The following is a 24508-nucleotide window of genomic DNA, read 5'->3' on the forward strand; positions in this document are numbered from 1 at the left end:
ACCAGCTGAACTACCGGATCAATCTTTTTTAAAAGTAATTGAAAAACTTTTGCGATCCGGACGGGACTCGAACCCGCGACCTCCGCCGTGACAGGGCGGCATTCTAACCAGCTGAACTACCGGATCATGTTTTTGTTTGAAAGAACGTCGTTTCTTTTTCGTGGTTGCAAAATTACACCTTTTTTTATTACCTGCAAATTATTTTCAAAAAAATGCCTCCCAATCGCGGAAGGCATTCATTATCAAATTTATTTTTTTATAAGTGAGCGCTTAATTTTTCAGCGATTACCTCTTTTGGAGCTACACCTACTAATTTATCTACTACTTCTCCGTTCTTAAAAATAAGAACTGTAGGGATATTTCTAATACCATACTGCATTGAAATTTCCTGGTTGTTGTCTACATCCACTTTGCCTACTACTGCTTTTCCTTCAAAATCTGATGCTACTTCTTCGATGATTGGTCCTAGCGTTCTGCAAGGTCCACACCATACTGCCCAGAAGTCAACTAAAACTGGTTTGTCTGATTTTAAAACCGTATCCTGGAATGAGCTGTCTGTAATTTCTAAAGCCATTTTTGTTTCTTTTATTTTAATTAATATTATTTTCCTGTTTCAATTCTATTGAGTGTTCAAAATTACGATTTTTACATCATAAGACTATCTATGCTCAACATTAGTTTTTTCTATAGTATAGTCTTTTGAAATCTCTTTTAAGGCATCCACCAATGCGTCTATATCAGCTTTTGTAGTTAAGTGGCTGAAAGAGATACGTAACGGCGTACAGTGATCCATTTCATCTTCAGAAAGAACCATCATCATCACCATAGATGGCTTAGATGCTCCGGATGAACATGCACTTCCCTGGGAAATAGCAATACCTTTCATATCCAACTGCAAACCGATTAATGGGTTTTTATAAGGTAATAATGCACTTAAAACAGTATAAAGACTGTTTTCCTTCTCGGCACTTCTTCCGTTGAATTTTATCCCTTCTATTTCAGCAGATAATCTTTCGATAGCATAATCTTTAATTTCCTGCATATGCTGAGTATATTCACTCATATGATCCAGAGAAATTTCTAATGCCTTTCCAAGTCCTACGATACCACAAACATTCTCAGTTCCGGCTCTCAAACTTCTTTCCTGAGGTCCGCCGGTAATAATTCCTTTTAGACCTGTTGATTTTCTGATGTACGCAAAACCTGAACCTTTTGGCCCGTGAAATTTATGGGCACTGCATGAAGCGAAATCTACAGGAATATCTGAGAAATCAAGGTTCATGTGAGCCATAGTCTGTACAGTATCTGAATGGAAAAGAGCGTTATGCTCCTTACAAAGTAATGCTACTTTTTTAAGATCCATCAGATTCCCGATTTCATTGTTGGCATGCATTAAGCTTACCAGAGTTTTCTTATCTGAAGCCTTTAATAATTCTTCTAATTTATTAAGGTCAATATCTCCTTTTTCGTTAGGACGGATATAATTTACTTCTACTCCTTTTCTCGCTTTCATATCCAGAATACTTTCAGAAACACATTTATGTTCTAAAGGTGAGCTGATGATTCTTTCTACTCCAAGGTGTTCTACCGAGGATTTGATGATCATATTATTGGATTCTGTTCCACAAGAGGTGAAAATGATCTCAGCAGGAGTTACATGAAGATAGTCTGCAACCTGTCTTCTTACATTTTCAATAAGGATTTTGGCTTCCTGTCCAAAGCTATGAGTTGAAGACGGGTTTCCGAAGTTCATCTTCATCGTACCAACCATTGCATCTATAACTTCTTCTGCAAGCGGAGTGGTTGCGGCATTATCTAAATATATTTTATCCATTATTATTTTGAATATTTTAATTCTACGGAAGTAAACTGGTAATTGGCAGGAACAGCAAAAACAAACCAAGGATTGGAGATCACCTGAATTTCCATTCCACCGGAAGGTTCTCCAGCCGGAACTTCTACATACAGGACATTATTCTTTACAGATACCCCTTTAATCTCATTGATTGTATGACTACCTGATCTGAAGCTTCCCAGATTGTATACAACAACCTTCTTGTCTTTTGGAAATTTCGGATAATTGGAAGCAGCATCTTTTCCCTCTTCTACAAGTTGAAAACCAACTTTTCCTAAAGCAAGGTATTCTTTTTCATCTTTAATGATTCTGAAACCTGGCTGCTCTGCACCTCCCTGAGAGTTGGTTACAAGAAGTTCTGCTTTCTGCTGCATATCAGACAATTTTTGTTGAGATGTTGTTGTAGTTGCACAGCTCATCAGGACGGCTGTAAATGCAATTAACAGACTTTTCATTTTTTACACTTTTATCACCCAAAATTAGTGAAAAAATTGGTAATGTCCCTCATTTGCCCATTTCAACATTGGCTTATCTCCGGAAGTATCACCAAATGCAATAATTTTATCATACCTGGAATCGTTGATTTCTTCCTTTATTCTAACCAGTTTTTCTTTTCCGTTGCAATTTTTTCCGATAAAGTTTCCTGTGAAAACACCATTCTTGAACTCTGCCCGCGTAGAAACAAGCTGCATTTTCAATACCTCGGCAAAAGGTTTCACCCATATATCCAATGAAGCAGTTACCAATAAACTCTGTGTATTATTCCTATCGATATTTTGAATAAAATCCAGCGCATTTTCCCTTACAATTTTAGGATAATGTAATTCAAAGAACTGTTTGGATTTCAATTCTATTTTTTCCTGAGTCTGTCCTTTTAGAATAGATCCGATAAAGCTTTTCTTCACCTTTTCTGTTTCTGCCAGCTTAAGCTTCAGCAGGATGAAAAGCGGCACATGTCTTAAAAATTGTATTCTATATTTTGTAGAATCGTAGAATTTAAGATACATAAACATGGTATCTTTATACGTCAGGGTTCCGTCAAAATCAAAACAATACAACTTTTTCATTTTTTAAAGCTTTAACTTTTTAAATATAAACTCAGGAATATTCCTGATAATCATCATAATAATACTCCAAATTGGCAAAACATAAGCCACATTCTTTTGTTTTTTGAACGCCTTATAAATACAAGCTGCTGCCTGCTTGGGAGTTGCTGTCAATTTAGGGTTTAAAGGCAGGCCTTCTGTCATTTTAGTCGCCATAAACCCAGGTTTTACCGTCAGTACATGTACTTTTTTACTGAAAAGGTAGTTTCGGAGTCCACTCAGATATGCTGTAAAAGCGGCTTTTGCACTTCCATAAATAAAATTACTCTGTCTTCCCCTATCTCCTGCCACTGATGAAAGTCCGATGATCGTTCCGGACCTTCTGCTTTCAAATTTATGGGCAAAATAGTTCATTACCGGAACCAGTTTGGAGTAATTGATATTAATAATACGCTCTGTATTCTTATTATCGTACAGCCCTTCTTCTGTTCCTTCACCTAAATATCCTACGGCACAAAATAATACATTTGAATTGATATAATCAAATTTGTTGTAATCAATTTCTTTCATCAGGTCCAGTTCTATCACTTCGGACTGCTGCAGAAATTTCACATCAATATGTCTTGCAAACCTTTCTGTAGTTTCTTTATTTGAGGTAAAAAGATAGATTTTTTCAAACTTTTCTCCTTCCTGAAGTGCTTTTTCCACAAAAGCCTGTGCCACTTCAGATGTACTTCCCAGAACTATCATTATGAGTTGTTATTATTTAAAATTCTTTTGTGCTGTAAAGACACAAATTTAGGACTACGAATATTTTTCAGGTAATTGGTTAATGAGGATCTGCTCATGCTGTCTTTGGTAAGATAAATTCTTCCACCAAACTCCTGAACAATGCTGTCTAACTGTTCTACCAGCTTTTTCAATTTTGAATTGACTTTAAAATCCAACGCTAGTGTATACCCTTCTACAGGAAAAGAGTTATAGGCCTCCGGGTTATTCTTCCCAAAAAGTTTCAACACGGCTAAGAATGACCCGTTTCCGCTGTTGGCAATTGTTTCAAGGATTCTTTTCATTCCTTCTTTTCCGGCCTCTTTCGGAATCACCATCTGATATTGTATAAAACCGGATTTCCCATAGATTTTATTCCATTCATTAATGGCATCTAACGGATAGAAAAATGTTTCATAATCAATAAAGTTCTTCACTTCTTTTTTGGATTGTTTTTTATAATACAGCCAATTGAAAATCTTTACCGTAAGGGCATTCAGTACAAATCCAGGAAAGTAAAAAGGAACAGTAGGCTGCAGTTTTTTCTTTAATCTTAAAGGAGTTTTTGCCATATTCTGAGGCAATTCATGTTGAAAAGCATGTTCTCCTCTCATCAGAATACTTCTTCCGATATTTTTTCCTTTCTGAAGACAATCAATCCAGGCTACTGTATAGGTCCAGCTTTCGCTTTCATCAAACAGCTTAAAGATCTCATCAAGGTTGTCTGCTTTAATGCTTTCCTGACGGATATAAGCAGATTCTATATTTTTAAGCTTAAATTTTGCGGTCAGAATAATTCCAGTCAATCCCATTCCACCAATAGTAGCCCAGAATTTCTCTGAATTTTCTTCTCTTGAACAGGTAATAATTTCCCCACTCTCAACCATCAGCTTAAACTCAATCACATATTCTGAAAAGCAACCTTCTGCATGGTGATTTTTTCCGTGTACATCGGAAGCAATAGCTCCTCCAACAGAAACAAATTTTGTTCCCGGAGTTACGTAAAGGAAGTATCCCTGTGGAACAGATATTTCAAGAACATCCGAAAGTAATACCCCGGATTCACATTCTATGATTCCGTTCAGACGGTCAAAGCTGATAAATTTATTTAATTTTTTAGTGGAAAATATACTTTCTCCCAACGAAGCATCTCCATAACATCTTCCGTTTCCTCTTGCAATAACTTCATTGTGATTGAGTACGAATTCTTTTATGTTTTTGAAGCTGTCTTCAGATCTCATTTCTTTTTCCACTACCGGGAAATTTCCCCAGTTTGTAACTTTCTGTGTGAAATTCGGCTTCATTTCTTAAAGTAAATTTGAATTAAAAATGTGGCCACCCAAAGTAATAAAGTAACCTGTATATAACGGTCTCTGTACACAATTTTTGTGGGAGATTCTGTTCTGTTGTACACCAGTGTCTGCTGCAAATATCTTAAAAGAGCAAATACTACAAAAACAACGGTGTAAAAAACTCTTTGGTGGAATCTTGCCTGAACTTCAGGTGAAAGGGTAAACATCAGATAGCAGACAATGGCCAGAGTAATGGAAATAGACAGTGCAATATCTGCAAACTGTACATTATAACCATCTAAAGCTTTTCTTGTTTTTCCCGAAACCTGAGCATTGATAAGCTCCCCTCTTCTCTTTCCTATGGCCAATACCAATGCCAGAACAAAAGTAAGTAAGATTGCCCATTGGGAAATGCTGATACCTGTAATGTAACCTCCTGCCAAAACACGAAGTACAAATCCTATGGCAATGATAAAGATATCAATGATTGGAACATGCTTCAATCTGAATGTATAAGCCAGATTCATCAGTACATAAAAAGCGATAATAGCTCCAAACTTCCATAACGGCTGATGAAAATACAACTGGGCAAAGCCAACGAAAGCAAAATCTGCAATTAAAAGCCCGATAAGAATTCCTATTGCCGTAGATTTTGAAATTGCACCACTTGCCAGCGGACGCCTTCTTTTTTCAGGATGCTTTCTGTCTGCCTCAATATCGTTATAATCATTCAGAATATAAACTACACTTGCTGCAAATGAAAAGATGATAAAAGCAAAGATACTTTTGGTAAGTAAATCAAGGTTGGTAATATTACCGGAAAAGAACAGAGGGACAAATACAAAAAGGTTTTTCACCCATTGCTCCACACGGAGCAGTTTTAAATATTTTTTCATTTATGTTATTTCAATTACAAAAATAATAAATTCAAAATTGACAGGCATAAAAATACAAAAAAAACCGCCGGGGCGGTCTTTTACGAAAATATTTATATGTTAAATTAATTACTGTCCTTGCTTGGCATCGTTAATCATTTTCTCATTTGCAGTAATAGCGAATTCAACTCTTCTGTTTTTAGCTCTTCCTTCGTCTGTATCGTTGCTTGCAACCGGCATATTTTTACCTTCACCTTTAGTGAACATTCTGCTTCCTGCCAATCCTTTTCCTACTAAATAAGCTTTTACAGCATCAGCTCTTCTCTGAGAAAGCGCCATGTTGTATGCATCTTTACCTACGCTGTCTGTGTGACCATAGATATTGATATTAGTATCTGGATTATCAACTAATACTTTAGCTAATTTATCTAAGTTATTTTGTGCAACAGAAGTAAGGTTTGAAGAGTCGAATGCAAAGTTTACGATACTTTCGTTCATCGTAACTTTAATACCATCTCCTACTCTTTCTACCTGAGCTCCTGGTAAAGTTTCTTTAATATCTCTTGCCTGCTTATCCATTTTGTTACCGATAACGTTACCTGCAACACCACCGATAATACCTCCTAATACAGCACCAATAGCACCGTTTCCTCCTTTTCCTACATTGTTTCCAAGGATACCTCCTAATACAGCTCCTGAAGCTGCTCCTACAGCTGTACCTCTTTGTTGGTGATTTGAATTCTGAACTGCTTCACAACTTGTCAATAATAATGCTGATGACAAGAAAAGAGCTCCTACGTATGTTTTAGTAAATTTCATTTTTTTAATCTTTTATGTTATTTAAATTATTTCATTCCGGTTCTTTCGAAGTTGTAAACTACTTTTACACTTCCTCCTTCAAACGGAACGTCTTGCTGAAGAGAAAACTGATCTGTACTTTGGTTGATTACTGACAAAGTATAACCTGCTACATTCTGTTTTGCTTTTGTACCTGCAAGAACTTTTTTAAACATAAATGTATCACCATTCTTGATTTCAAACTTGATAGGCTGTGTAATTGCCGGGCAGCTTCCTCCTCCATTCAGAGTGTAAGCACCAGTCCAGTTATTAGGAATTAATCTCCAGTGGCTTCCAACGAAACACTGCGCATCTGCCCCTTCGTCAAAAGGCTTAATTTTATACCCTTTATCGTAGTCTATGCTCACAATCTGCCAATCTCCTTTTAATTTAAGAAAATCTGCTCTCTGATTCTGAGATGTAGCTGCGTTATTCACAGAGGAACAAGACACTGCAAAAAGTGATGTTCCTAACATCCCTGCAAGTAGTAACTTTTTCATTTTGTTGTTTATTATTTTGTTACAATAAAGTTACAAAAAACCGTGCCAAAATTGAAATTAAAAAATAAAAAAATCCGAAAAATTTCGGACTTTTTTATTAGATATTTAAAAATGAATATTTTATCTGTTTTTCTGAAGATCATAAAAATGTCTCCTTATCAGGGTTTACCCTTTATATCTCGAAGTTTTTTATTAATATAACAGAGATACTCATCATTTATGAATCATTATTTTTTAACTGCTTTAGCTGCTTTTTTAACAACAGGTTTTACTCCAGAGGTTTTACTTCCTCCATAAAAGTTATTATAAGCATATTCAGCAGCTTTTTTAACGTCTATAACTCCACCTGCAGCAGAGAAATCAGAAAAACCATTAGCAGTGCTCAGGTTACTTGATTTTTTCAATGACTCAATAATCTGGACTGGTTTAAGGTTCGGCATATAGGCCAACAAAACAGCAGCTGCTCCAGCAACTACAGGAGAGGCCATGGATGTTCCGTCTAAATATTCATATTTGCTTCCTTTAACTGTAGAGTAGATTCTTTCTCCGGGAGCAAAAACATCCACCATTTTCTTATTGAAGTTAGAGAAACTTGCTCTAAGGGCATTGTTATCATTAGTGCTTGCTCCTACTACAATCACGTTATTAACAAATGGTTTGTCATCGTTAACATTTTTATAGTTAGTAGGATATGCTAAATGTTCTGCTACGTCTTCATTTTCGTTACCTGCTGCTTTTACTAAAAGCACTCCTTTATCTTCAGCATATTTGAAAGCATCCCAAACTACATTTTTGCCTGGAGAAACTGGTTTACCGAAACTCATATTAAGAATTTTAGCCCCATTATCTACCGCATATCTGATCGCATTGGCAACATCTTTATCTCTCTCATCTCCATTAGGTACTGCTCTTACCGTCATAATTTTAGCGACTCTTGAGGCAATACCATGCTGAATTTCTTTTCCTTGAGAAAGTCCTGCAATAATTCCGGCAACGTGAGTTCCGTGTTCAGCATCAGGTCCTTCGTAGTGATTGTTACCATAGTTTTTTTCGGAATAATCATCGTAGTTATCTCCTACAATTTCTTTTCTCGGATCATATGAAAGATCGTATTGTTTTGCAGCAGGAGCAAAATGATCAATTGCTTCTTTCATATCTTTTTTCATCCTTTCTTCAAATTCTGCTGAGGATTTCCCTTTAAAGTCAGGACTTTGAGAAACCTGCCCTAAAATTTCCAGAGCAACAGCATCCTTTTGATCTGCAGGCTTCTGAATGGCTGCAATATTTTCAGCTGTAACAGGTTTTCCTCCTAACAGTTTTACCATATTAGGAATCAGCTCATTGATCATAGAATATGTTCTGAAGTTTTGCTGAGCTTCAATACTTTTCTTTGTGAAAAGTTCTTTAGCTTTCATATACATGGCAAAGTCTTCCGGCATTTTAGCCTGATTGGCTTTGTTCTTTGTGGAATCATCGCCTTCAAAAAGAGGTTTATATTTAACAACAACTCTTGTTACTTCCATATTATCGATATCAATATCACCGTTTTTTCCACCTATGAAGTTCCAACCGTGAATATCATCAATATATCCGTTTCCATCATCATCTTTACCATTTCCCGGTATTTCATTAGGATTACTCCACATGTTTTTCACCAATCCCGGGTGATCTACCTGTACGCCACTATCCAATACTCCAACGACTACAGCCTTAGGCTTTAATCCTTTTGATTCCAGATATTTATATGCATTCTCTGTATTAACACCATATACCTTTGAAGTGGCAAAATCTTTGTGATACCACATCATAAGATTTTTATCTTCATTGGGGTCAACACTTTTAGTTTTTGATTCCTGTGCAAAGGAAAATCCAAAACCTGTTAAAAAAACTGCTGCTAATAATACCTTTTTCATATACTGATATTTGTTTTTAAAGTCATAGGCAACCGCCAACTGTTTTACAATTTATATTGATAGTGACGAACCTATATTAATGTTTTATATTCTTTATGTAAACAAGCGATTCCGGGCCTTTATTACAGATAAGATCCAGAACCGATAAGTCTTCTAAAAATCCTAATTTGTCTGAGAATGTCTGATAATAACTTTCCATTTCAAATTCTGAAGGATGTTTTGCTGAGAATTTTTCTCTGAAACTGATTCCTTCTGGGTTTTTGATATATTCTTCATTCAAAGAGTGTGCCTTTTCTGTTTTCAATATCTGTTGGATGATTTCCAACCCTTTAAGGTTAAAATCCAAAAGAAATTTTTCTTTCATGTCAAAAATCTTTCTGAATTTATCTTCATAATATTCAAAGTAAGGCGAACTCTGATAGGCTGTCTGAATTGATTTCCAATGAAGGGTTCTCCAATCTTCCCTGTAAGAAATCTCGATATCTTTAAATTCTCTTTTCCCATTATGATTGATAGGAATAATCAAAGATAGTTTCCCGTTAGCCCCATAGATATTAGCTCTGTTTCTATAGGTCTGCTTTGGAAAGTTTTCAAACTGTTCCAATACTACTTCATTTTCAGCATCTAAAAACACTGAAAACCATGAAACCGGTGGCATATAAAATACCGGTAATAAAATATTTTGCATAATAATATATTCTAATTTCTAGGATAAAATACCCTTGCTACAATTTCATTTTCATTAACAAAACCAAGATACCTTGAATCTAAGCTTGCATTACGGTTATCCCCAAGAAAAAATAATTTTCCTTCAGGAACAGTTATCGGGCCGAAATTGTCCGCATTCCAGTCTTTATGATAAGCTTTATGTATATCCTGATCTGTATTAGGATTTATAAACCTTTCATAAAAAAATTATTGTTTAATTCTTTCTTATTTAATTGGGTAATGAAATAATCATTGTCCATCTGAATAATATCGTCTACTTCAGCACCCTTAAAAATAAGATCATTGACATATTCTCTATCAATCTTATAAGAATGGTTAACATTAAATTGATCAATCAAAATACCATTAACGTATAAGTCTCCATTCTTAATTAAAACCTTATCTTTCCCTACTCCTACCAATCTCTGTACATATACTCCACCTGGATAAGCAGGATTTTTTTGATGATAAGCAATCATCTTAAATTTTTCATAAGGAAGAACATTACTCATAAAAACAAATGATCTCTTTTTAATGGTGGGTTCATTCCCTGCCGATGGTACAAAAGCACATTGCAAAACCCCTGAGAGTTTTGCAATAATAAAAAGAGTTACAATAAAGCTACCTGTTAAAAGGACTCTATTAAATATTTTGTTTTTAAACATTATTCTTCAGTCTTATTCTTTCTGAATAATTTCACGAAATATTCCCATCCAAAGAATAATATTAAAATCATAGCTGCAATCCACCAGTATGAAGTTTTATTGGCTTCTCCCGTGTTTGTTGCTTTAAACATTCTATCAAAACGAATTTTGAATGGGGCCTGATAACTGGAACTACTATCTGCAAAAGCTCCCTGAAGGCTCATCCATGTAAACATTGGCTTCCCAACAATATTTTCTTCCGGAACGAAACCAAAGAATCTTGCATCTAATGAAGCATCTCTGTTATCCCCTACCATCATATAGTAATCCTGTTGGATGGTGTATTGATTTGCTTCTTTTCCGTTGATAAAGATTTTTCCGTTTTTCTTTTCTAAGCTGTTATGCTCATATTCTGAAATAATCCACTGGAACATTGGAAGGGTTTCGTTATTGATAGCTACCACATCTCCTTTTTTAGGAATTCTCACCGGGCCATACCAATCCGGGTTCCAAGGTTTATTAACAGGGAATATAGACTGTGTTGTGTCAATGCTCTTAGTAAATGCTGTTCTATCAGCATTTATCTTATATTGAACTGCAGCCATACCTTTTGGCAAGATACTTTCCTGCATGTTAAGCACATTCGGTAAAGCTTTAATTTCTTTAGCCAGTTTATCTGTCAGCCCCTGAAAAGTATATGTAAAACCATTACCTTCCTGTTCTTCTTTTACAGGTAAGAAACCATAAATTTTATATAGACCTGGAATATCAAGTTGACTTGAAGTAGTTACTACATATGAATGCTGTACTTCCTGATCTCCTAAAACTGTTTCCGGTTTTCCGTTTACAAAAAGTCTTCCCATTCTCATTTCAAAAGTATCACCTGCTGCAGCCACACATCTTTTTACGTATGGATCTTTTCTATCGATTGCAGTATGAACTGAATCCTGAGGATAGTTGAAAACAACTACATCATTTTTCTGTGGTTTATTGAACTGTAGAAGTCTTGTGTAAGGCAGTTTTATTCCATCTACATAAGATTTAGGGTCATCTTTAGGATTTCCTTTCTCACCGGTATCCATGATGGTTCCCTGAAGGAAAGGTATTGCCAAAGGACGCATTGGAAGTCTGTATCCATAGCTCCATTTGTTCACGAAAAGGAAATCTCCTACTAACAAGGTTCTCTCCATTGATCCGGTAGGAATCCCAAACGGCTGAGTTACAAAAACGTGAATAATGGTTGCAAATACTACTGCGAAAGTAATAGATCCCAAAAATGTATCTTTCTTTTTGGCTTCTTTTTCTTCATCAGTAAGAAACAGCTCATTTGCATTTTCATCTTCCAGCTCTACATCTTTGGAATAATTGATGGTTGCCATATAGATAAACGGAAGAATCACTGTAAGGATTTGATCCTTGAAAAGTGTTTTACCGAATTTCTTCACTAAATAAAGATGGAAAACAGACATCATGATTGGCCCTACAATTGGAAGATAGGAAAGGATTGCCCACCATTTCGGATGTTTTGTTTCTTTCAGGATAATGAAATAGTTATAGAAAGGAATAAATGCCAGTAAAGGGCTATACCCCATTTTCTTAAACAATTTCCATGTTGAAATCCCCATTAATACTGATAAAATGAGGACGTACACTGTATACGTTAAAAAATAATTCATAATTTTTTTGTGCCTGTTCTTATGATATAAATGACAAATGATGAGTAATAAATGATAACAGCTTTTCCGCTATTGACAATTCACTATTCATCATTTTCATATTGGTCTGCAATTTACAGAATTTGTTACAATTAAAGCCCTAAAACGTCCTTCATTCCGAAGTTTCCTTTTTTATCTTTGATCCATTCGGCAGCTACTACTGCTCCTAATGCAAAGCCATTTCTGTTATATGCAGTATGCTTGATCTCAATTTCATCCACTTCACTTCTGTAGAAAACGCTATGAGTTCCCGGAACTTCATCTTCACGAACTGCGAAAATTCCCAGTTGCTTACCTTCTGTTTCTTCCAGTTTCCAAGCATCAAATTTCGGGTTGTTATTGATGATTCCTTCTGCAATAGAGATGGCAGTTCCGCTTGGGGCATCCTTTTTATGGATATGGTGAATTTCTTCCAGCTGGCAAGAATATTCATCAACATTCTTCATCAGATCAGCCAATTTTTCGTTCAGGGCAAAGAATAAATTAACCCCTAAACTAAAGTTTGAACCATATAAAAATGCTGTATCATTGTCTACAGCTAACTTTTCTATTTCAGCTCTTTTCTCCAGCCATCCTGTTGTTCCGCAGATTACGGGGATTTTATTTTCCAGGCAAGCTTTGATATTGTCATAAGCAACTTCCGGCAGGGAAAATTCAATAACAACATCCGGATTATTAAGATTTTCAGCAGTTGGGGTTTCCTTCAGGCGGGCAACAACTTCGTGACCTCTTTTCTGTGCGATCTCATCAATGATCTTACCCATTTTACCGTAACCAACTAATGCTATTTTCATGTAATCTTATTTTATATTTATTGTTACACCACCTTTCGGCTTTATGTGTATTGTGTATTAAAATCTATAACTTAAAGCAAATCCTGTTTTTGGTGTATCAAATCCATACTGATCCTGGATCAAAGATGGCTTAAATGTCAAATCAGGGTCATGACGGCTTTCATAAAGATGTGCATCCACCACGGCATCTACGATATTTAATATATAGATCAGTCCGGTAATGGCAATTGCATAATCTCTCTGCCTTTTTGCTCTGTCCTGCGCATTTCCTAGTGCTTTTTTGTCTAACCAGGGACGGGCATCCACAAATTCATTGGGAGTACCGTTTAGCTTAGCAATATAATATTCGCGGTATTTTTTATATTGATTATCGTTCCATACCGCAATACCTACTCCTGCTCCTACAGCTCCCCAAACAATTGGAATTTTCCAGTATTTTTTATTGTAAAACTGTCCTAAACCTGGTAAAACAGCAGAATACAACCCTGCTCTGGTTGGGTTCAGTTTTATGGTAACTTTTGTGGGGCCATTGGCTTTTTCAAGATCTTCAATAATCTTAGCTTCCGTTTTGGATGGTTTTATCAAACGTAATTCCTCTTTCGGCGGTGTCTGTACCCGAACAGTATCAATAGGTGCAACTTGTGAATAAACGCATGCAGCGATACACAAGAAAAATGTGAAAAATATTTTCTTCATTTATTTAATATGGGATAAAATATATTCCAGCTCTTCTTCGTTTTTGAAGTCCAGAACAATTTTACCTTTTTTACCATTTCCAGAAGCCTTGATTTCAACTTTTACATCCAGGATGTCAGCAATCGTTTTCTGGGCTCTTTTATAGTTATTGGACAGCTCGGCATTTGCTTTTTTAGCAGCCGGAGATTTTGGATTTTTCAATGCAGCCGCAGCTTGTTCAGCCTGGCGTACATTCAATTTTTCTTTAATGATAAGACCAAATAAAACCTGTTGATCTTCTTCACTTTCAAGACTGATGATCGCTCTACCATGTCCTGCAGAAATTTCACCGCTTCTAATCGCATTCTGAATATCCGGATTCAATCTTAACAACCTGATTGAATTGGTAATGGTACTTCTATCCTTCCCTATTCTCTGGCTAAGGTTTTCCTGAGTAAGACCAATTTCTTCCAAAAGCCTGTGATAAGTAAGGGCAATTTCGATGGCATCAAGATCTTCTCTCTGGATATTTTCTACAAGAGCCATTTCAAGAAGCTCCTGGTCATTTACCAAACGAATATAAGCCGGAACAGTTGTTAATCCAGCAATTTTACTTGCTCTGTAACGTCTTTCCCCGGATATGATCTCGAATTTTTCACCGTCTTTTCTTAGGGTAATCGGCTGAATGATCCCTAAGTTTTTAATAGACTGCGCTAATTCTTCTAATGCTTTTTCATCAAAATAAGTTCTCGGCTGCGTTGGATTGGGATATATATCTTCAAGCGCAACTTCTACAATATTCCCCACAAACTTATCTGCTCCCTCATCAGTAGCGGAATTTACAGATGCTTTGGATTCTGCACTTAAAATGGCGCCCAAGCCGCGTCCCATAGCTCTTTTTTTGTCCTTCATAGATATAATTGATAAATGATGTTTGTTAAGTGATGCCTAGCATTCACTCCGTGGCCATTTATTATTAATTTAATTCTTTACTAAGTTTTCGTTCTTTAAGAGAACTTCTTCTGCTAACTGAATGTATTGAACTGCTCCTTTACTTTCTGCATCATAGTTCAGGATACTTTCTCCGAAGCTTGGTGCTTCGCTCAATCTTACGTTTCTGCTGATAATGGTTTCAAAAACCATTTCCGGGAAGTGAAGATTTACTTCTTCCACTACCTGATTAGACAATCTTAATCTACTGTCGTACATAGTAAGAAGAAGACCTTCTATTCCAAGATCTTTGTTGTGGATTTTCTGAACATTTTTAACTGTGTTCAAAAGTTTTCCAAGTCCTTCTAATGCAAAGTACTCGCACTGGATCGGGATAATCACAGAATCAGCTGCTGTAAGAGCATTCACTGTAATCAGACCTAAACTCGGCGCACAGTCGATAATGATATAGTCATAATCATCTCTAACACTAGCCAGAGCTTTCTTCAGCATATATTCACGATCTTCTTTGTCTACCAATTCGATCTCTGCTGCTACCAGGTCAATATGTGATGGAATAATATCCAGATTCGGCGTTGCCGTTCTTTTGATACATGCTCTTGTATCTGCACTATGCTCCAGTAGATTATAGGTGGAATACTGAACATCTTCTACTCCCAAACCAGATGTAGCATTTGCCTGAGGGTCAGCGTCAATAATCAATATTTTCTTTTCCAATACTCCTAATGCTGCTGCTAAATTTACGGCTGTAGTAGTTTTTCCTACTCCACCTTTTTGATTAGCAATACCTATGATTTTTGCCATTATTAGAACTTTAAGTTTCAAAAATACACTTTTTTCTTTGCTCCCGATAGATGGGGAAAATCAAAATTGAGTTAAAATATTGTTAATAAGCAATTTAACGATAAAAAAAATTATCCACAAAAAAAATTCTTTGTGGATAACTATTAAAAATTGATTTTTGATATTAATTATCAAACTTCATGGAGATTGGAAACTTGAAGTAACTTCTCACAAATTCACCTTTTTTGTTTTTGGCAGGAATCCAGGTTCCTTTGTTTGAAATTGCCTTCACTGTTCTGATTGCCTCATTGTTAAAATCGGCATTGGTTCCGTTAGCTTTTACCCCTGAAATTGTTCCATCCATTTCTACAATGAATGTAACCGTAGTTTTTACGATATCTTCTGATTCAACTCCTGAACCGTCGAAGTTGTTCATTACTTTATTTCTGAAAGAATCTATTCCGCCTTTAAAATTGGCTTCTACACTTAGTTCTGTTTCAATCTTTTTAGGATCTGTTTTTTCAACCACAGGCTCAGGTTTTACAGAAGGCACTCCTTCACCTCCGATAACACGAGGGACAATAGGAATATAAGTAGTTCCTTCTGTTTCTTTCCCCTCAGATGTTTGTGTACTTGCTACTGCATTTATTTTATCTACTACTTCTTTTTCATTGGTCACAAATCCTTTAGGCTCTGGCAGCCTGTCATCATAAGTTTTTACAGCAGGAGCCTGAGTAGCTGGCTTTACAATTTGTGCAGGTGGATCTTTTGGAGTATCAACATCCTGAATTTGAATTGGAGGAGGAAGTACATAAGGTGGCGGTGCTACATCCGGGCTTTTAAAAGCTGATATCACAAATGGTGTAATGGATACGGCAGCCATTAAGCTTGCTCCTATAAAAAGTGCTTTGGTTAGTATTCTATCTGATTCGTTTCTTAATACATAGGCACCGTATTCTTTATTGCGGTGCTCAAAAAGAACTTCGTTGAAACGAAATTCCTGGTTTTGATTCTGGTGTTTCATCACTATTACTATTTAAACTGTTAAAAAATGTGATTATTAGTTTTATTAGTTCTTATCGATAAGCAATGTTTCAATATCAAAAGATTTGCCAGAATTTTACCAAAACAACATAATATTATAAAATTTTATGAAAATGTTTAAAATTTAACATTTCAAATCGTAAAAATATACACCCAAAATCCATAGAAGTATTGAATTACATAAAAATCATCAGCAGCATAATTAAGGGTATTAATAATCCCAATGCATTGACTACGATAAGAATAACCGAACTGATCTTTGTTTTTTTAAAACTTTTGGCCGCAAAGTATATAGCTGCAACACTAAATAACAAGCTACAACCTATAAATAACATCAGGAGAAAATTACTGTGAAGATTTATTGGAAACCCTAAATAAACACCTATTAAAACAGCATATGCAACAGTAAAGTATAAACTAATTACAATATTCGTCATGGCAGATTGAGGCACCTTATTGTTTTCCATTTGATTATATATAAGATTTAAATATAAGAGTTTTCAATAAATCCCTGTCAAGGTTTAAAACCTTGACAGGGATATCAAACAAAAAAAGAGACCATCGAATGATAGTCTCTCTTTTAATTATATAGTCTAAGAATATTAGAATAATTCTTTTCTGATGATGTTCTGACTTCTTTCAGGACCTACAGAAACTAAGTATACGTTGATTCCTAAGTATTTCTCGATAAACTCGATGTATTTCTGAGCATTATCCGGAAGTTCATCATAGCTTCTAGCTTTTGTGATATCTTCCTCCCAACCTGGTAAATCCTGGTAGATTGGCTCATAGTTGTATAATTTCTCTGTAGACGAAGTAAAGTAATCGATGATTTTTCCATCTTCAGTTTTATAGTGAGTAACGATTTTAAGGTTTTCAATTCCTGTAAGAACGTCTAGTTTAGTAATGACAAGGTTATTGATTCCGTTAATCATACAAGCATGCTTTAAAGAAACAAGGTCTAACCAACCTGTTCTTCTTGGTCTTCCTGTAGTCGCTCCGAATTCACCACCGATCTGTCTGATTTTCTCACCAAGTTCGTTGTCTAATTCAGATGGGAAAGGCCCGTTACCTACTCTTGTACAGTATGCTTTTGCTACACCAATAAGGTTTTGAAGTGATGTTGGCGGAACTCCTGCTCCTGAACAAACACCTCCTGTAGATGGAGAAGATGAAGTTACATATGGATAAGTACCAAAGTCGATATCAAGCATTAATGCCTGTGCTCCTTCAAATAAAACGTTTTTACCGTCTCTGATGGCTTCGTTTAGCTCTAATTCAGTATCAACGATTCTGTCCTGAAGCTGTTTTCCGATCTCTAAATACTCGTTATAGATTTCTTCAACGTCCAACGCTGGTTTTCCGTAATATTTTTCAAAGAGAGAGTTTTTAACTTTTAAGTTTTTCTCAATTTTATCTCTTAAAATCTCAGGGTTTAATAGGTCAACCATTCTGATTCCAACTCTTGCGATTTTATCTTCATAACAAGGTCCGATTCCTTTTTTGGTTGTTCCGATCTGAGTTCCTCCGTGTTCCTCTTCACGGTAAGTATCCAAAAGGATGTGGTAAGGCATGATCACATGCGCTCTTCTGCTGATAAAAATGTGGTCTGTTCTCAAGTTTTTGCTCTCGATCTGACCAACTTCTCTAATAAAAGACTTAGGGTTTACCACTACTCCGTTCGCAATGATACATTTCCCTTTGCATTGAAGAACTCCTGAAGGAAGAAGGTGCAGAACGAATTTTTCTTCACCAACATAAACTGTGTGACCAGCGTTGTCTCCTCCTTGGAAACGCACTACATAGTCTGATTTTGCAGATAAAACATCCGTGATTTTACCTTTACCTTCATCTCCATACTGAAGACCTACAACTACATAAGTTGACATATTTTACTTTTGTTTTAAGATTCGTGCAAAATTACTTTTAAAAAAAATGACAGCCAAATTATAGGGGAACTTATTTTTGGATTGGGTGAAAATCATGGAGTTGAAAGTCTTACATAAGTATTAATATTTAATGATTACGACAGCACTACCTGATATAAGTAATAGTTTCATTCTTATGTTTATTCTAAATGATTTATATTTACTATACAAAAGTTTACCTGTATGAAATTTAGAACCTTATTCTTACTTTTGATCGTTCCTATATTTTCTTTAAAAGCACAAAATAAAGTGGAAGAATATTTAGGAATACCCGGTCCTATCAGTTTAGGACAAAAGGTTTATCATTTAGCCTGGAGCTCACATCCAAATGATATGTACTTCAAACAAGAGTATATAGAACCTAAAGAAAATATCAACAAGTACAACAGTATGGTCTTGATTGATTTTGTGAAAGGAGATTTCAACCTTAAGGAAGTTATTGATCGTAAAATAGCTGAACTTGATGAAATGAAAAAAATCAATCCAATTGTCAATTACCAAATTCTTGAAAAGGATGGAGAATACATATTGGACTTCTTGATTAGTGAGAATTCGAAAGATGGAAAAGAGGTCTTAATTGCGGAAAGAAATGTATACCGTTACAAACTCATTACCAAAGATGCAAATAAAGGGCTTTTACTTTTTGCAATAAGTCAAAGAGGATATCAAGAAAATATGGATCAATTTTTCAAAAATCTGAAAACTAATTCTTCTCAATTAATTGAAACTGTAGGAAACTATAAAATCCCAGAAATTAAGATAAAATAACATCCTTATGCCTTCATTCCGAACCTCAGCATATCTATCTTCGAAAATAAACAAAGAGTCGCAAATCTTCTACAATCTATTTACTCCAGAAACCGCAAAAGCCACCCTCCTCATCGTTCACGGCATGCAGGAACACAGCGGAAGATATACAGAAATAGCAGAGTATTTTGCCAATCATAGCATTGCTGTTATAACCTATGACCATTTGGGTCATGGAAAATCTGTAAAAGATAAAAGTGAGATTGGGTTCTTTCAACTAGATAAGCCTGATGAAAGACTGATTGCTGATGCAGAAATGATGGCAGATCATCTTGCAGAGCGATACTCCGATGTTCCCCATTTTATTCTGGGACATTCGATGGGTTCATTTATTACCCGTTGTCTTCTTCAGAAAGTTAGTGAAAAATTTACTGGAGCTATTATTACCGGAACTGGCGGTCCTTTGCCGGGAATTGATGTATTAAGAGCATATTTATCATTAGCTAATAGGATGGCACCTCATCATCGTACTTTTTTAAATTCTGTTTTTACTAAGGTTAACAATAAGAAATTTAAAAGTGATAAAGATTTTGGAGATACAAGCTGGCTCAGCATTAATCCTAGGAATAGAAGAGCTTTTGAACAGGATGACTTGTGTGGAATTCCTTTTACTCATAATGCTTTTTACACCCTGTTTACGGTTTATAAAAGAACAACTTCAAGGAATTGGGCAGCTTCTATTTCACCATCATTCCCTTTTCTATTTGTAAGCGGACAGAATGATCCGATTGGTGATTTTGGTAAAGGAGTTACACTTACCGTCAATAATTTAAAAAGTGATGGATTTCAGGATGTGGAAACAAAAATTTATCCGGAGATGCGCCATGAGATTTTAAATGAGGAGATAAGAGAACAGGTTCTTAGTGAGATTTATGATTGGATTTTAAGACATTGTAAATAGGTTCTTAAGGATTTTTTCTTGTTATACTTTTGTCTTGAAATAGAAGATTCGACGTAGTCAAACAAAAGTATACAAAAGTTCAAGACTGGAATTATCCGCTAAAAATTTAAATATACTCCTAAAATTCCCAAACTCGCATGGATCACCTGATACAGCTTCGATTCAATGGGCCAGCCATGCTCAGACAGTGGGAATTTTTTAACGGATTATATTGAAATTTTCTTAACGCTCCTAATTCCTAGGTCGATTAAGAAATACAACCTATTGACCAAAGTAGTGAACAAGTATTAAACCTTCTTACCTACCACTACTTTCAATCCATTCTGAGAAAGGTTTCCGGTAGGTTTCTCCTACGGTGACGAAATCCATGTTTCTCATTTGGATTCTGTTTCCTTCAATGACTTTGATTTTATTGGTTGCAATAATATAAGACCGATGAATGCGCATAAATCTGTTTTCCGGGAGCTTTTCTAAAATATCTTTCATATTTTCCAGCACCATTACTTTATCATTGATGGTGTGAATTCTGATATAGTCTTTTAATCCTTCAATATAAATAATCTCATCAAAGGCTATTTTGTAATATTTTCTGTCTGATCTTACAAAAAGATGATCTAACTGTGGTTCGGGAATGAAAGCCTGCTGCCACTGTATAAATTTTTGCACCGCCTGATAAAAGCGATTAAAGGTAATGGGTTTCAATAAAAAATCCACCACATGAAAATCGAAAGCTTCCAAGGCATATTCAGCATAGGCTGTGGTGACAATGAAATTATGATTCTTATTGAACATTTTCATCATTTCAATTCCTGTAAGTTCCGGCATCTGAATATCAATGAAAATAAGATCTACATTTTCTGAGCCCAGTAATTTCATCACTTCATACACATCACTTCCCGCATAGATAATATTCAACAGATCAGTTTTTAAGGCATAATCGTTTAAAAGTCTTACTGCAAAGGGTTCGTCATCAAGGATAATACAATTGATCTTCTGTTTCATAAAAGTTGAATTTGTATGAATGCTTTAAATTTATTGTCAAGGCGGATGGTTTCCAGTTTATATTTGCCGTGATACAACATATCTAACCTGTTTTTAAGATTATCAAGGCCAATACCGCCCAGTTTATCTGTTTTTTTATTTCCTATAGAATTAATGACTTCAAAATTCAAGCTTTTATCATCGGAATTTATATTGATTTCAATGGGATCTTTTTCTGAATAAGCTCCATGTTTCAAAGCATTTTCTATTAATGGCGACAGAATATAGGGTGCTATTCTTTGTTTTTCATCTTTAATTCCGGACTGCCATTTTACAATATTATTTTCATAATGTCTTAATTCTTCTAATTCTATATAAGCCTTTATATAATCCAGTTCTTCAGATAGAGCGATATGTTCTTTTTGGGCCTCATAAGTGGTAAAACGCATAATATTACTTAATTTTTCAATAGCAGAAAGGGATTCCGGAGATTGAAAATGAACCATTGAATAGATATTGTTCAGGGTATTGAAAATAAAATGCGGATTGATCTGTGCCTTAAGAAACTTGATCTCTGTATTTTTCTGTTCTTCCAGAATTACCTTATTATATTCCAGTAGTCTAATCACATGGACAATTAACCACAAAAAAGAGCTGAAAATAATGGGTTTACTGCTATAGGCAAGATTATCCATAAGATAGCTTCCCAACACCGGATTTGTATAATTTACCTGCCCCAGCCACCAGTCTGTTAAAACCTGTTCAATAACAAAACGAGTTAATGTAAAGAACAGATAAGTAATGATAATTCCGGCCAATAGTTTTATCCATTCAAAGTCTTTGAAAATCCTCGGCATTACTATCATATAATTAAAGTAGAAGGTCAGTACAAAGACTATAGCATAGGTTTTAAAAAACAGGTCCAGCTCCGGCATCTCGAAAGAGAGCGGCTTGCCTACCAGCATAAAGTATAGCGTCAACAGCCAAAATAAGATGTGTAGGCCAGCTTCTGTCTTTTTATTCAGATATAGTTTTCCCATATCGGTTATTATTTTTTGTAAAAATAGGTTTTTATAGAAAAGCTCCATAACGGGTTTGTCGACAAAAATCCAGGGAACGTCGATAAAATTGGTTTCCGGTGGTCCAAAGCTGCAGTTTTGCTGAAAAATAAAGACAAATACTATGAAAACTTTACTTCTTCCGGCTCTGCTTCTTTTAGTCCTAAATACAATTAATGCTCAGGAAAAAGAAACCACCAATGAAACTTCTTTAGAAACCGTTGTGATCAAAAAACAGAAAAAAATCATTGAAAGAAAAGTTGACCGTCTGATTTATAATGTTGAAAATTCAACTGCTTCAACGGGTGGGAATGCTTTGGATGCCTTAAAATCTGCTCCTATGGTAAGAGTTCAAAATGAAGCAATTTCTATTGTTGGAAAAGGTGAAGTATTGATTATGATTGATGACCGTCTTCAAAAGATTCCGGCAAGTGAAGTGGCTGCTTTTCTGAAAACCATTCCTTCAGATAATATTAAAAGCATTGAGGTGATCACTTCTCCTCCTGCAAAATATGAAGCAGAAGGAAATAACGGAATTATTAATATTAAACTTAAAACCGCTAAAAACAATTCATGGAATGCCAGTGTTGGTACCAATTATACCCAAAGATTCTATGCAGGAAACAGTGTTCAGGGAATGTTTAATTATAATCATGGAAAACTTTCTCTACAGTCTTCCGTGTATGTGGAGCAACAAAAATCTCGCTCAAACTCTCAATCCAATACTTACTATCAAAATGAATTATGGTCTATGGACAACCTGAGTACCAGTAAAAATAAAAATCTGGGAATCAGCTTTGGAGCTGATTATAAAATCACGGATCAATGGATAACCGGAGTAAAATATTTGGGAAGTTTCAGCAAAGAAAATGTTTCAGGTTCACCGCTTACCTCCAGAATAAATTATCAAACTTCTCAACCCGAGTCTTTCATTTCTTCTGAAACTGAATCTTCCAACAAACCTAATATCAACAGTTTAAACTGGTTCAATACCATAAAAACAGACAGTACAAAAACTGTACTGACCACAGATTTGGATTTCTTTGAATATAAAAGGGATGATACCAGAGATTTCTACGGCAGTGAGCTTAATACTCAAATGCAAATGCTTCCAGGTACTTATTTTTCAGCATTGAATTCCAATGTAAACAAAATCCGAAATTATTCAGGAAAGGCAGATCTTGAAACCAAACTTTCCTGGGCAGATCTTAATTTTGGAGGTCGTTTTTCTTTTACCCGTACGGATAATAATTTTTTAGCTCACAATAAAGAAACAGGAAGCGCTATACTTGATACAGATCAGTCCAATACTTTCATTTATAAGGAATATAATGAGGCTTTATATTTTTCATTGAGCAGAAAATTCAGCAGTCAATGGGAAGCTAAACTTGGATTACGCGCTGAAGCTACTCAAACCATTGGATTTTCTGAAAACCGCAATCAGACTGATAAGAATGATTATATCAAACTGTTCCCAACAGCTTACCTTACCTATACCATGAATACCAATCATTCTTTTTCATTGAATTATAACAGAAGAATCAGACGTCCGGATTTTGATTACCTGAATCCGTTTGTGGTGAGAACAAGTCCGCTTTACTATTCTGAAGGAAACCCTTACCTAAAGCCTTCTATCATTGACAATCTCGAGTTTTCTTATATCAAAGGGCAAAAATGGACTTCTTCATTATACTATTCCAAAGTTTCAGATTTCGGACAGGCATTATCTATATTAAATCCGGAAACCAATGTTACCAGAAATACTCCTGTCAATTATGCAGACACTTATCAGATTGGCTTTTCAACCTCCTATAATTTCAGTGCTGTAAAATGGTGGAATAGTTTTTCAGGGTTTAATATTAACTATCAGAATGTAAAATCCAAAGTTCCTTACACCGCCTCTATTGATGGGTACAATGCTTATCTGTACAGCAATAATGATTTTACGCTTAATAAGAAAAAAACGGTTTCTCTAAGTGTTAACTATGGTTTACAGCTTCCCGGCAGATATCAGATATTCCATATTTCTACAATGAATATTCTGGATATTACTGTAAAAGTCCTGTGTCTGGACAAAAAGTTTTCGATATCACTTACCGGAACTGACCTTCTGAACAGCCAGAGACCTTTAATCTCTTATCAGTCTAATGGTATTGAAACTAATTTCAGAAATAATAACTTCACAAGAGGTTTCAGAATTTCATTAAATTATAGATTTGGAAATAATGATCTGAAATCTAAGGATAGAAATTTTGGGAATGATGAGGAAAGAAACAGGATGAATCAATAAGTTTCTATTTTATTATTCTTAATGTTGATGATATTCTCGCAGATTACACAGATTTCGCAGATGTTTATGGATTATTTTTTCTTCTGTATGATCTGTTTCTATGTTGAGATTCTTCATTACGCGTTGCTTCATTCAGAATGACA

The 24508-nt window shown here is 35.4% G+C and carries 25 protein-coding genes and 1 tRNA gene; 3 read left to right on the plus strand and 23 right to left on the minus strand.

What is annotated here, in order from left to right:
* Positions 1-52: 52 nt before the first annotated feature.
* The 21 genes from BOQ64_RS22120 to BOQ64_RS22220 form a co-directional block, all read right to left on the minus strand.
* Positions 53-126 (minus strand) — tRNA-Asp (locus BOQ64_RS22120).
* A 130-nt stretch (positions 127-256) separates the two neighbouring features.
* On the minus strand, positions 257-574 hold the full coding sequence (gene trxA, locus BOQ64_RS22125) for a thioredoxin (protein WP_027374941.1): 318 nt from the start codon (positions 572-574) through the stop codon (positions 257-259).
* Between the two features lie 84 nt (positions 575-658).
* Positions 659-1834, minus strand: coding sequence for a cysteine desulfurase family protein (locus tag BOQ64_RS22130; RefSeq protein WP_129059352.1), 1176 nt, complete (start codon positions 1832-1834; stop codon positions 659-661).
* A 2-nt stretch (positions 1835-1836) separates the two neighbouring features.
* Positions 1837-2310 (minus strand): hypothetical protein, encoded by a 474-nt coding sequence (locus BOQ64_RS22135; protein WP_129059353.1) that lies wholly within the window; start codon positions 2308-2310, stop codon positions 1837-1839.
* Positions 2311-2334: 24 nt separating this feature from the next.
* Positions 2335-2922, minus strand: coding sequence for an HAD family hydrolase (locus BOQ64_RS22140; RefSeq protein WP_129059354.1), 588 nt, complete (start codon positions 2920-2922; stop codon positions 2335-2337).
* 3 nt (positions 2923-2925) lie between these two features.
* A complete protein-coding gene (locus BOQ64_RS22145; RefSeq protein WP_065393563.1) occupies positions 2926-3651 on the minus strand; it encodes an SDR family NAD(P)-dependent oxidoreductase in 726 nt (241 codons plus the stop codon).
* Complete coding sequence (locus BOQ64_RS22150; protein WP_129059863.1) at positions 3651-4973, minus strand: FAD-dependent oxidoreductase; 1323 nt, start codon at positions 4971-4973, stop codon at positions 3651-3653. The genes BOQ64_RS22145 and BOQ64_RS22150 overlap by 1 nt, the downstream gene beginning before the upstream one ends.
* A complete protein-coding gene (locus tag BOQ64_RS22155; protein ID WP_129059355.1) occupies positions 4970-5857 on the minus strand; it encodes a decaprenyl-phosphate phosphoribosyltransferase in 888 nt (295 codons plus the stop codon). The genes BOQ64_RS22150 and BOQ64_RS22155 overlap by 4 nt, the downstream gene beginning before the upstream one ends.
* Before the next feature lie 108 nt (positions 5858-5965).
* The gene (locus BOQ64_RS22160) at positions 5966-6655 is read right to left on the minus strand and encodes an OmpA family protein (protein ID WP_129059356.1); all 690 of its coding nucleotides are present in this window, start codon (positions 6653-6655) and stop codon (positions 5966-5968) included.
* Positions 6656-6681: 26 nt separating this feature from the next.
* A complete protein-coding gene (locus tag BOQ64_RS22165) occupies positions 6682-7173 on the minus strand; it encodes a lipocalin family protein (protein WP_045494128.1) in 492 nt (163 codons plus the stop codon).
* Positions 7174-7400: 227 nt separating this feature from the next.
* A complete protein-coding gene (locus BOQ64_RS22170; RefSeq protein ID WP_129059357.1) occupies positions 7401-9086 on the minus strand; it encodes a S8 family serine peptidase in 1686 nt (561 codons plus the stop codon).
* A 76-nt stretch (positions 9087-9162) separates the two neighbouring features.
* The gene (locus BOQ64_RS22175; RefSeq protein ID WP_129059358.1) at positions 9163-9774 is read right to left on the minus strand and encodes a WbqC family protein; all 612 of its coding nucleotides are present in this window, start codon (positions 9772-9774) and stop codon (positions 9163-9165) included.
* A gap of 11 nt (positions 9775-9785) precedes the next feature.
* Positions 9786-9983 (minus strand): signal peptidase I, encoded by a 198-nt coding sequence (gene lepB / locus BOQ64_RS24990; RefSeq protein ID WP_129059871.1) that lies wholly within the window; start codon positions 9981-9983, stop codon positions 9786-9788.
* Entirely contained in the window at positions 9980-10459 is a 480-nt protein-coding gene (locus tag BOQ64_RS22185; protein ID WP_129059865.1) for a S26 family signal peptidase, read from the minus strand. The genes lepB (BOQ64_RS24990) and BOQ64_RS22185 overlap by 4 nt, the downstream gene beginning before the upstream one ends.
* Entirely contained in the window at positions 10459-12114 is a 1656-nt protein-coding gene (lepB, locus tag BOQ64_RS22190; protein WP_129059360.1) for a signal peptidase I, read from the minus strand. The genes BOQ64_RS22185 and lepB (BOQ64_RS22190) overlap by 1 nt, the downstream gene beginning before the upstream one ends.
* Before the next feature lie 131 nt (positions 12115-12245).
* Positions 12246-12947: a 4-hydroxy-tetrahydrodipicolinate reductase gene (dapB, locus tag BOQ64_RS22195; protein ID WP_129059361.1), complete on the minus strand. Its 702-nt coding sequence runs from the start codon at positions 12945-12947 to the stop codon at positions 12246-12248.
* Positions 12948-13004: 57 nt separating this feature from the next.
* Positions 13005-13643, minus strand: a complete 639-nt coding sequence (locus tag BOQ64_RS22200) for a DUF5683 domain-containing protein (protein ID WP_129059362.1) — start codon at positions 13641-13643, stop codon at positions 13005-13007.
* Positions 13644-14534: a ParB/RepB/Spo0J family partition protein gene (locus BOQ64_RS22205; protein ID WP_129059363.1), complete on the minus strand. Its 891-nt coding sequence runs from the start codon at positions 14532-14534 to the stop codon at positions 13644-13646.
* Between the two features lie 69 nt (positions 14535-14603).
* Positions 14604-15377, minus strand: coding sequence for a ParA family protein (locus BOQ64_RS22210; protein ID WP_045494103.1), 774 nt, complete (start codon positions 15375-15377; stop codon positions 14604-14606).
* 163 nt (positions 15378-15540) lie between these two features.
* Entirely contained in the window at positions 15541-16380 is an 840-nt protein-coding gene (locus BOQ64_RS22215; RefSeq protein ID WP_129059364.1) for an energy transducer TonB, read from the minus strand.
* Between the two features lie 622 nt (positions 16381-17002).
* Positions 17003-18289, minus strand: a complete 1287-nt coding sequence (locus BOQ64_RS22220) for an adenylosuccinate synthase (protein ID WP_123908657.1) — start codon at positions 18287-18289, stop codon at positions 17003-17005.
* A 222-nt stretch (positions 18290-18511) separates the two neighbouring features.
* Between BOQ64_RS22220 and BOQ64_RS22225 the strand changes: the two genes are divergently transcribed.
* Both BOQ64_RS22225 and BOQ64_RS22230 read left to right on the plus strand, forming a co-directional pair.
* Positions 18512-19096, plus strand: a complete 585-nt coding sequence (locus BOQ64_RS22225; protein ID WP_129059365.1) for a hypothetical protein — start codon at positions 18512-18514, stop codon at positions 19094-19096.
* Between the two features lie 7 nt (positions 19097-19103).
* Positions 19104-20036 (plus strand): alpha/beta fold hydrolase, encoded by a 933-nt coding sequence (locus BOQ64_RS22230; protein WP_129059366.1) that lies wholly within the window; start codon positions 19104-19106, stop codon positions 20034-20036.
* A gap of 297 nt (positions 20037-20333) precedes the next feature.
* On the opposite strand, the gene BOQ64_RS22235 is transcribed toward BOQ64_RS22230, so the two are convergent.
* Together BOQ64_RS22235 and BOQ64_RS22240 are read right to left on the minus strand one after the other, a co-directional pair.
* Entirely contained in the window at positions 20334-21038 is a 705-nt protein-coding gene (locus BOQ64_RS22235) for a LytR/AlgR family response regulator transcription factor (RefSeq protein WP_129059367.1), read from the minus strand.
* Positions 21035-22057: a sensor histidine kinase gene (locus tag BOQ64_RS22240; RefSeq protein ID WP_129059368.1), complete on the minus strand. Its 1023-nt coding sequence runs from the start codon at positions 22055-22057 to the stop codon at positions 21035-21037. The genes BOQ64_RS22235 and BOQ64_RS22240 overlap by 4 nt, the downstream gene beginning before the upstream one ends.
* Before the next feature lie 142 nt (positions 22058-22199).
* Here BOQ64_RS22240 and BOQ64_RS22245 point away from each other — a divergent pair, with 142 nt between their 5' ends.
* Positions 22200-24365 carry an outer membrane beta-barrel family protein gene (locus BOQ64_RS22245; RefSeq protein ID WP_129059369.1) on the plus strand — a complete coding sequence of 722 codons (2166 nt, stop codon included), beginning with the start codon at positions 22200-22202 and terminating at the stop codon, positions 24363-24365.
* Positions 24366-24508 lie beyond the last annotated feature (143 nt).

The sequence above is a fragment of the Chryseobacterium sp. CH25 genome, assembly GCF_004119455.1.
Lineage (GTDB): Bacteria > Bacteroidota > Bacteroidia > Flavobacteriales > Weeksellaceae > Chryseobacterium.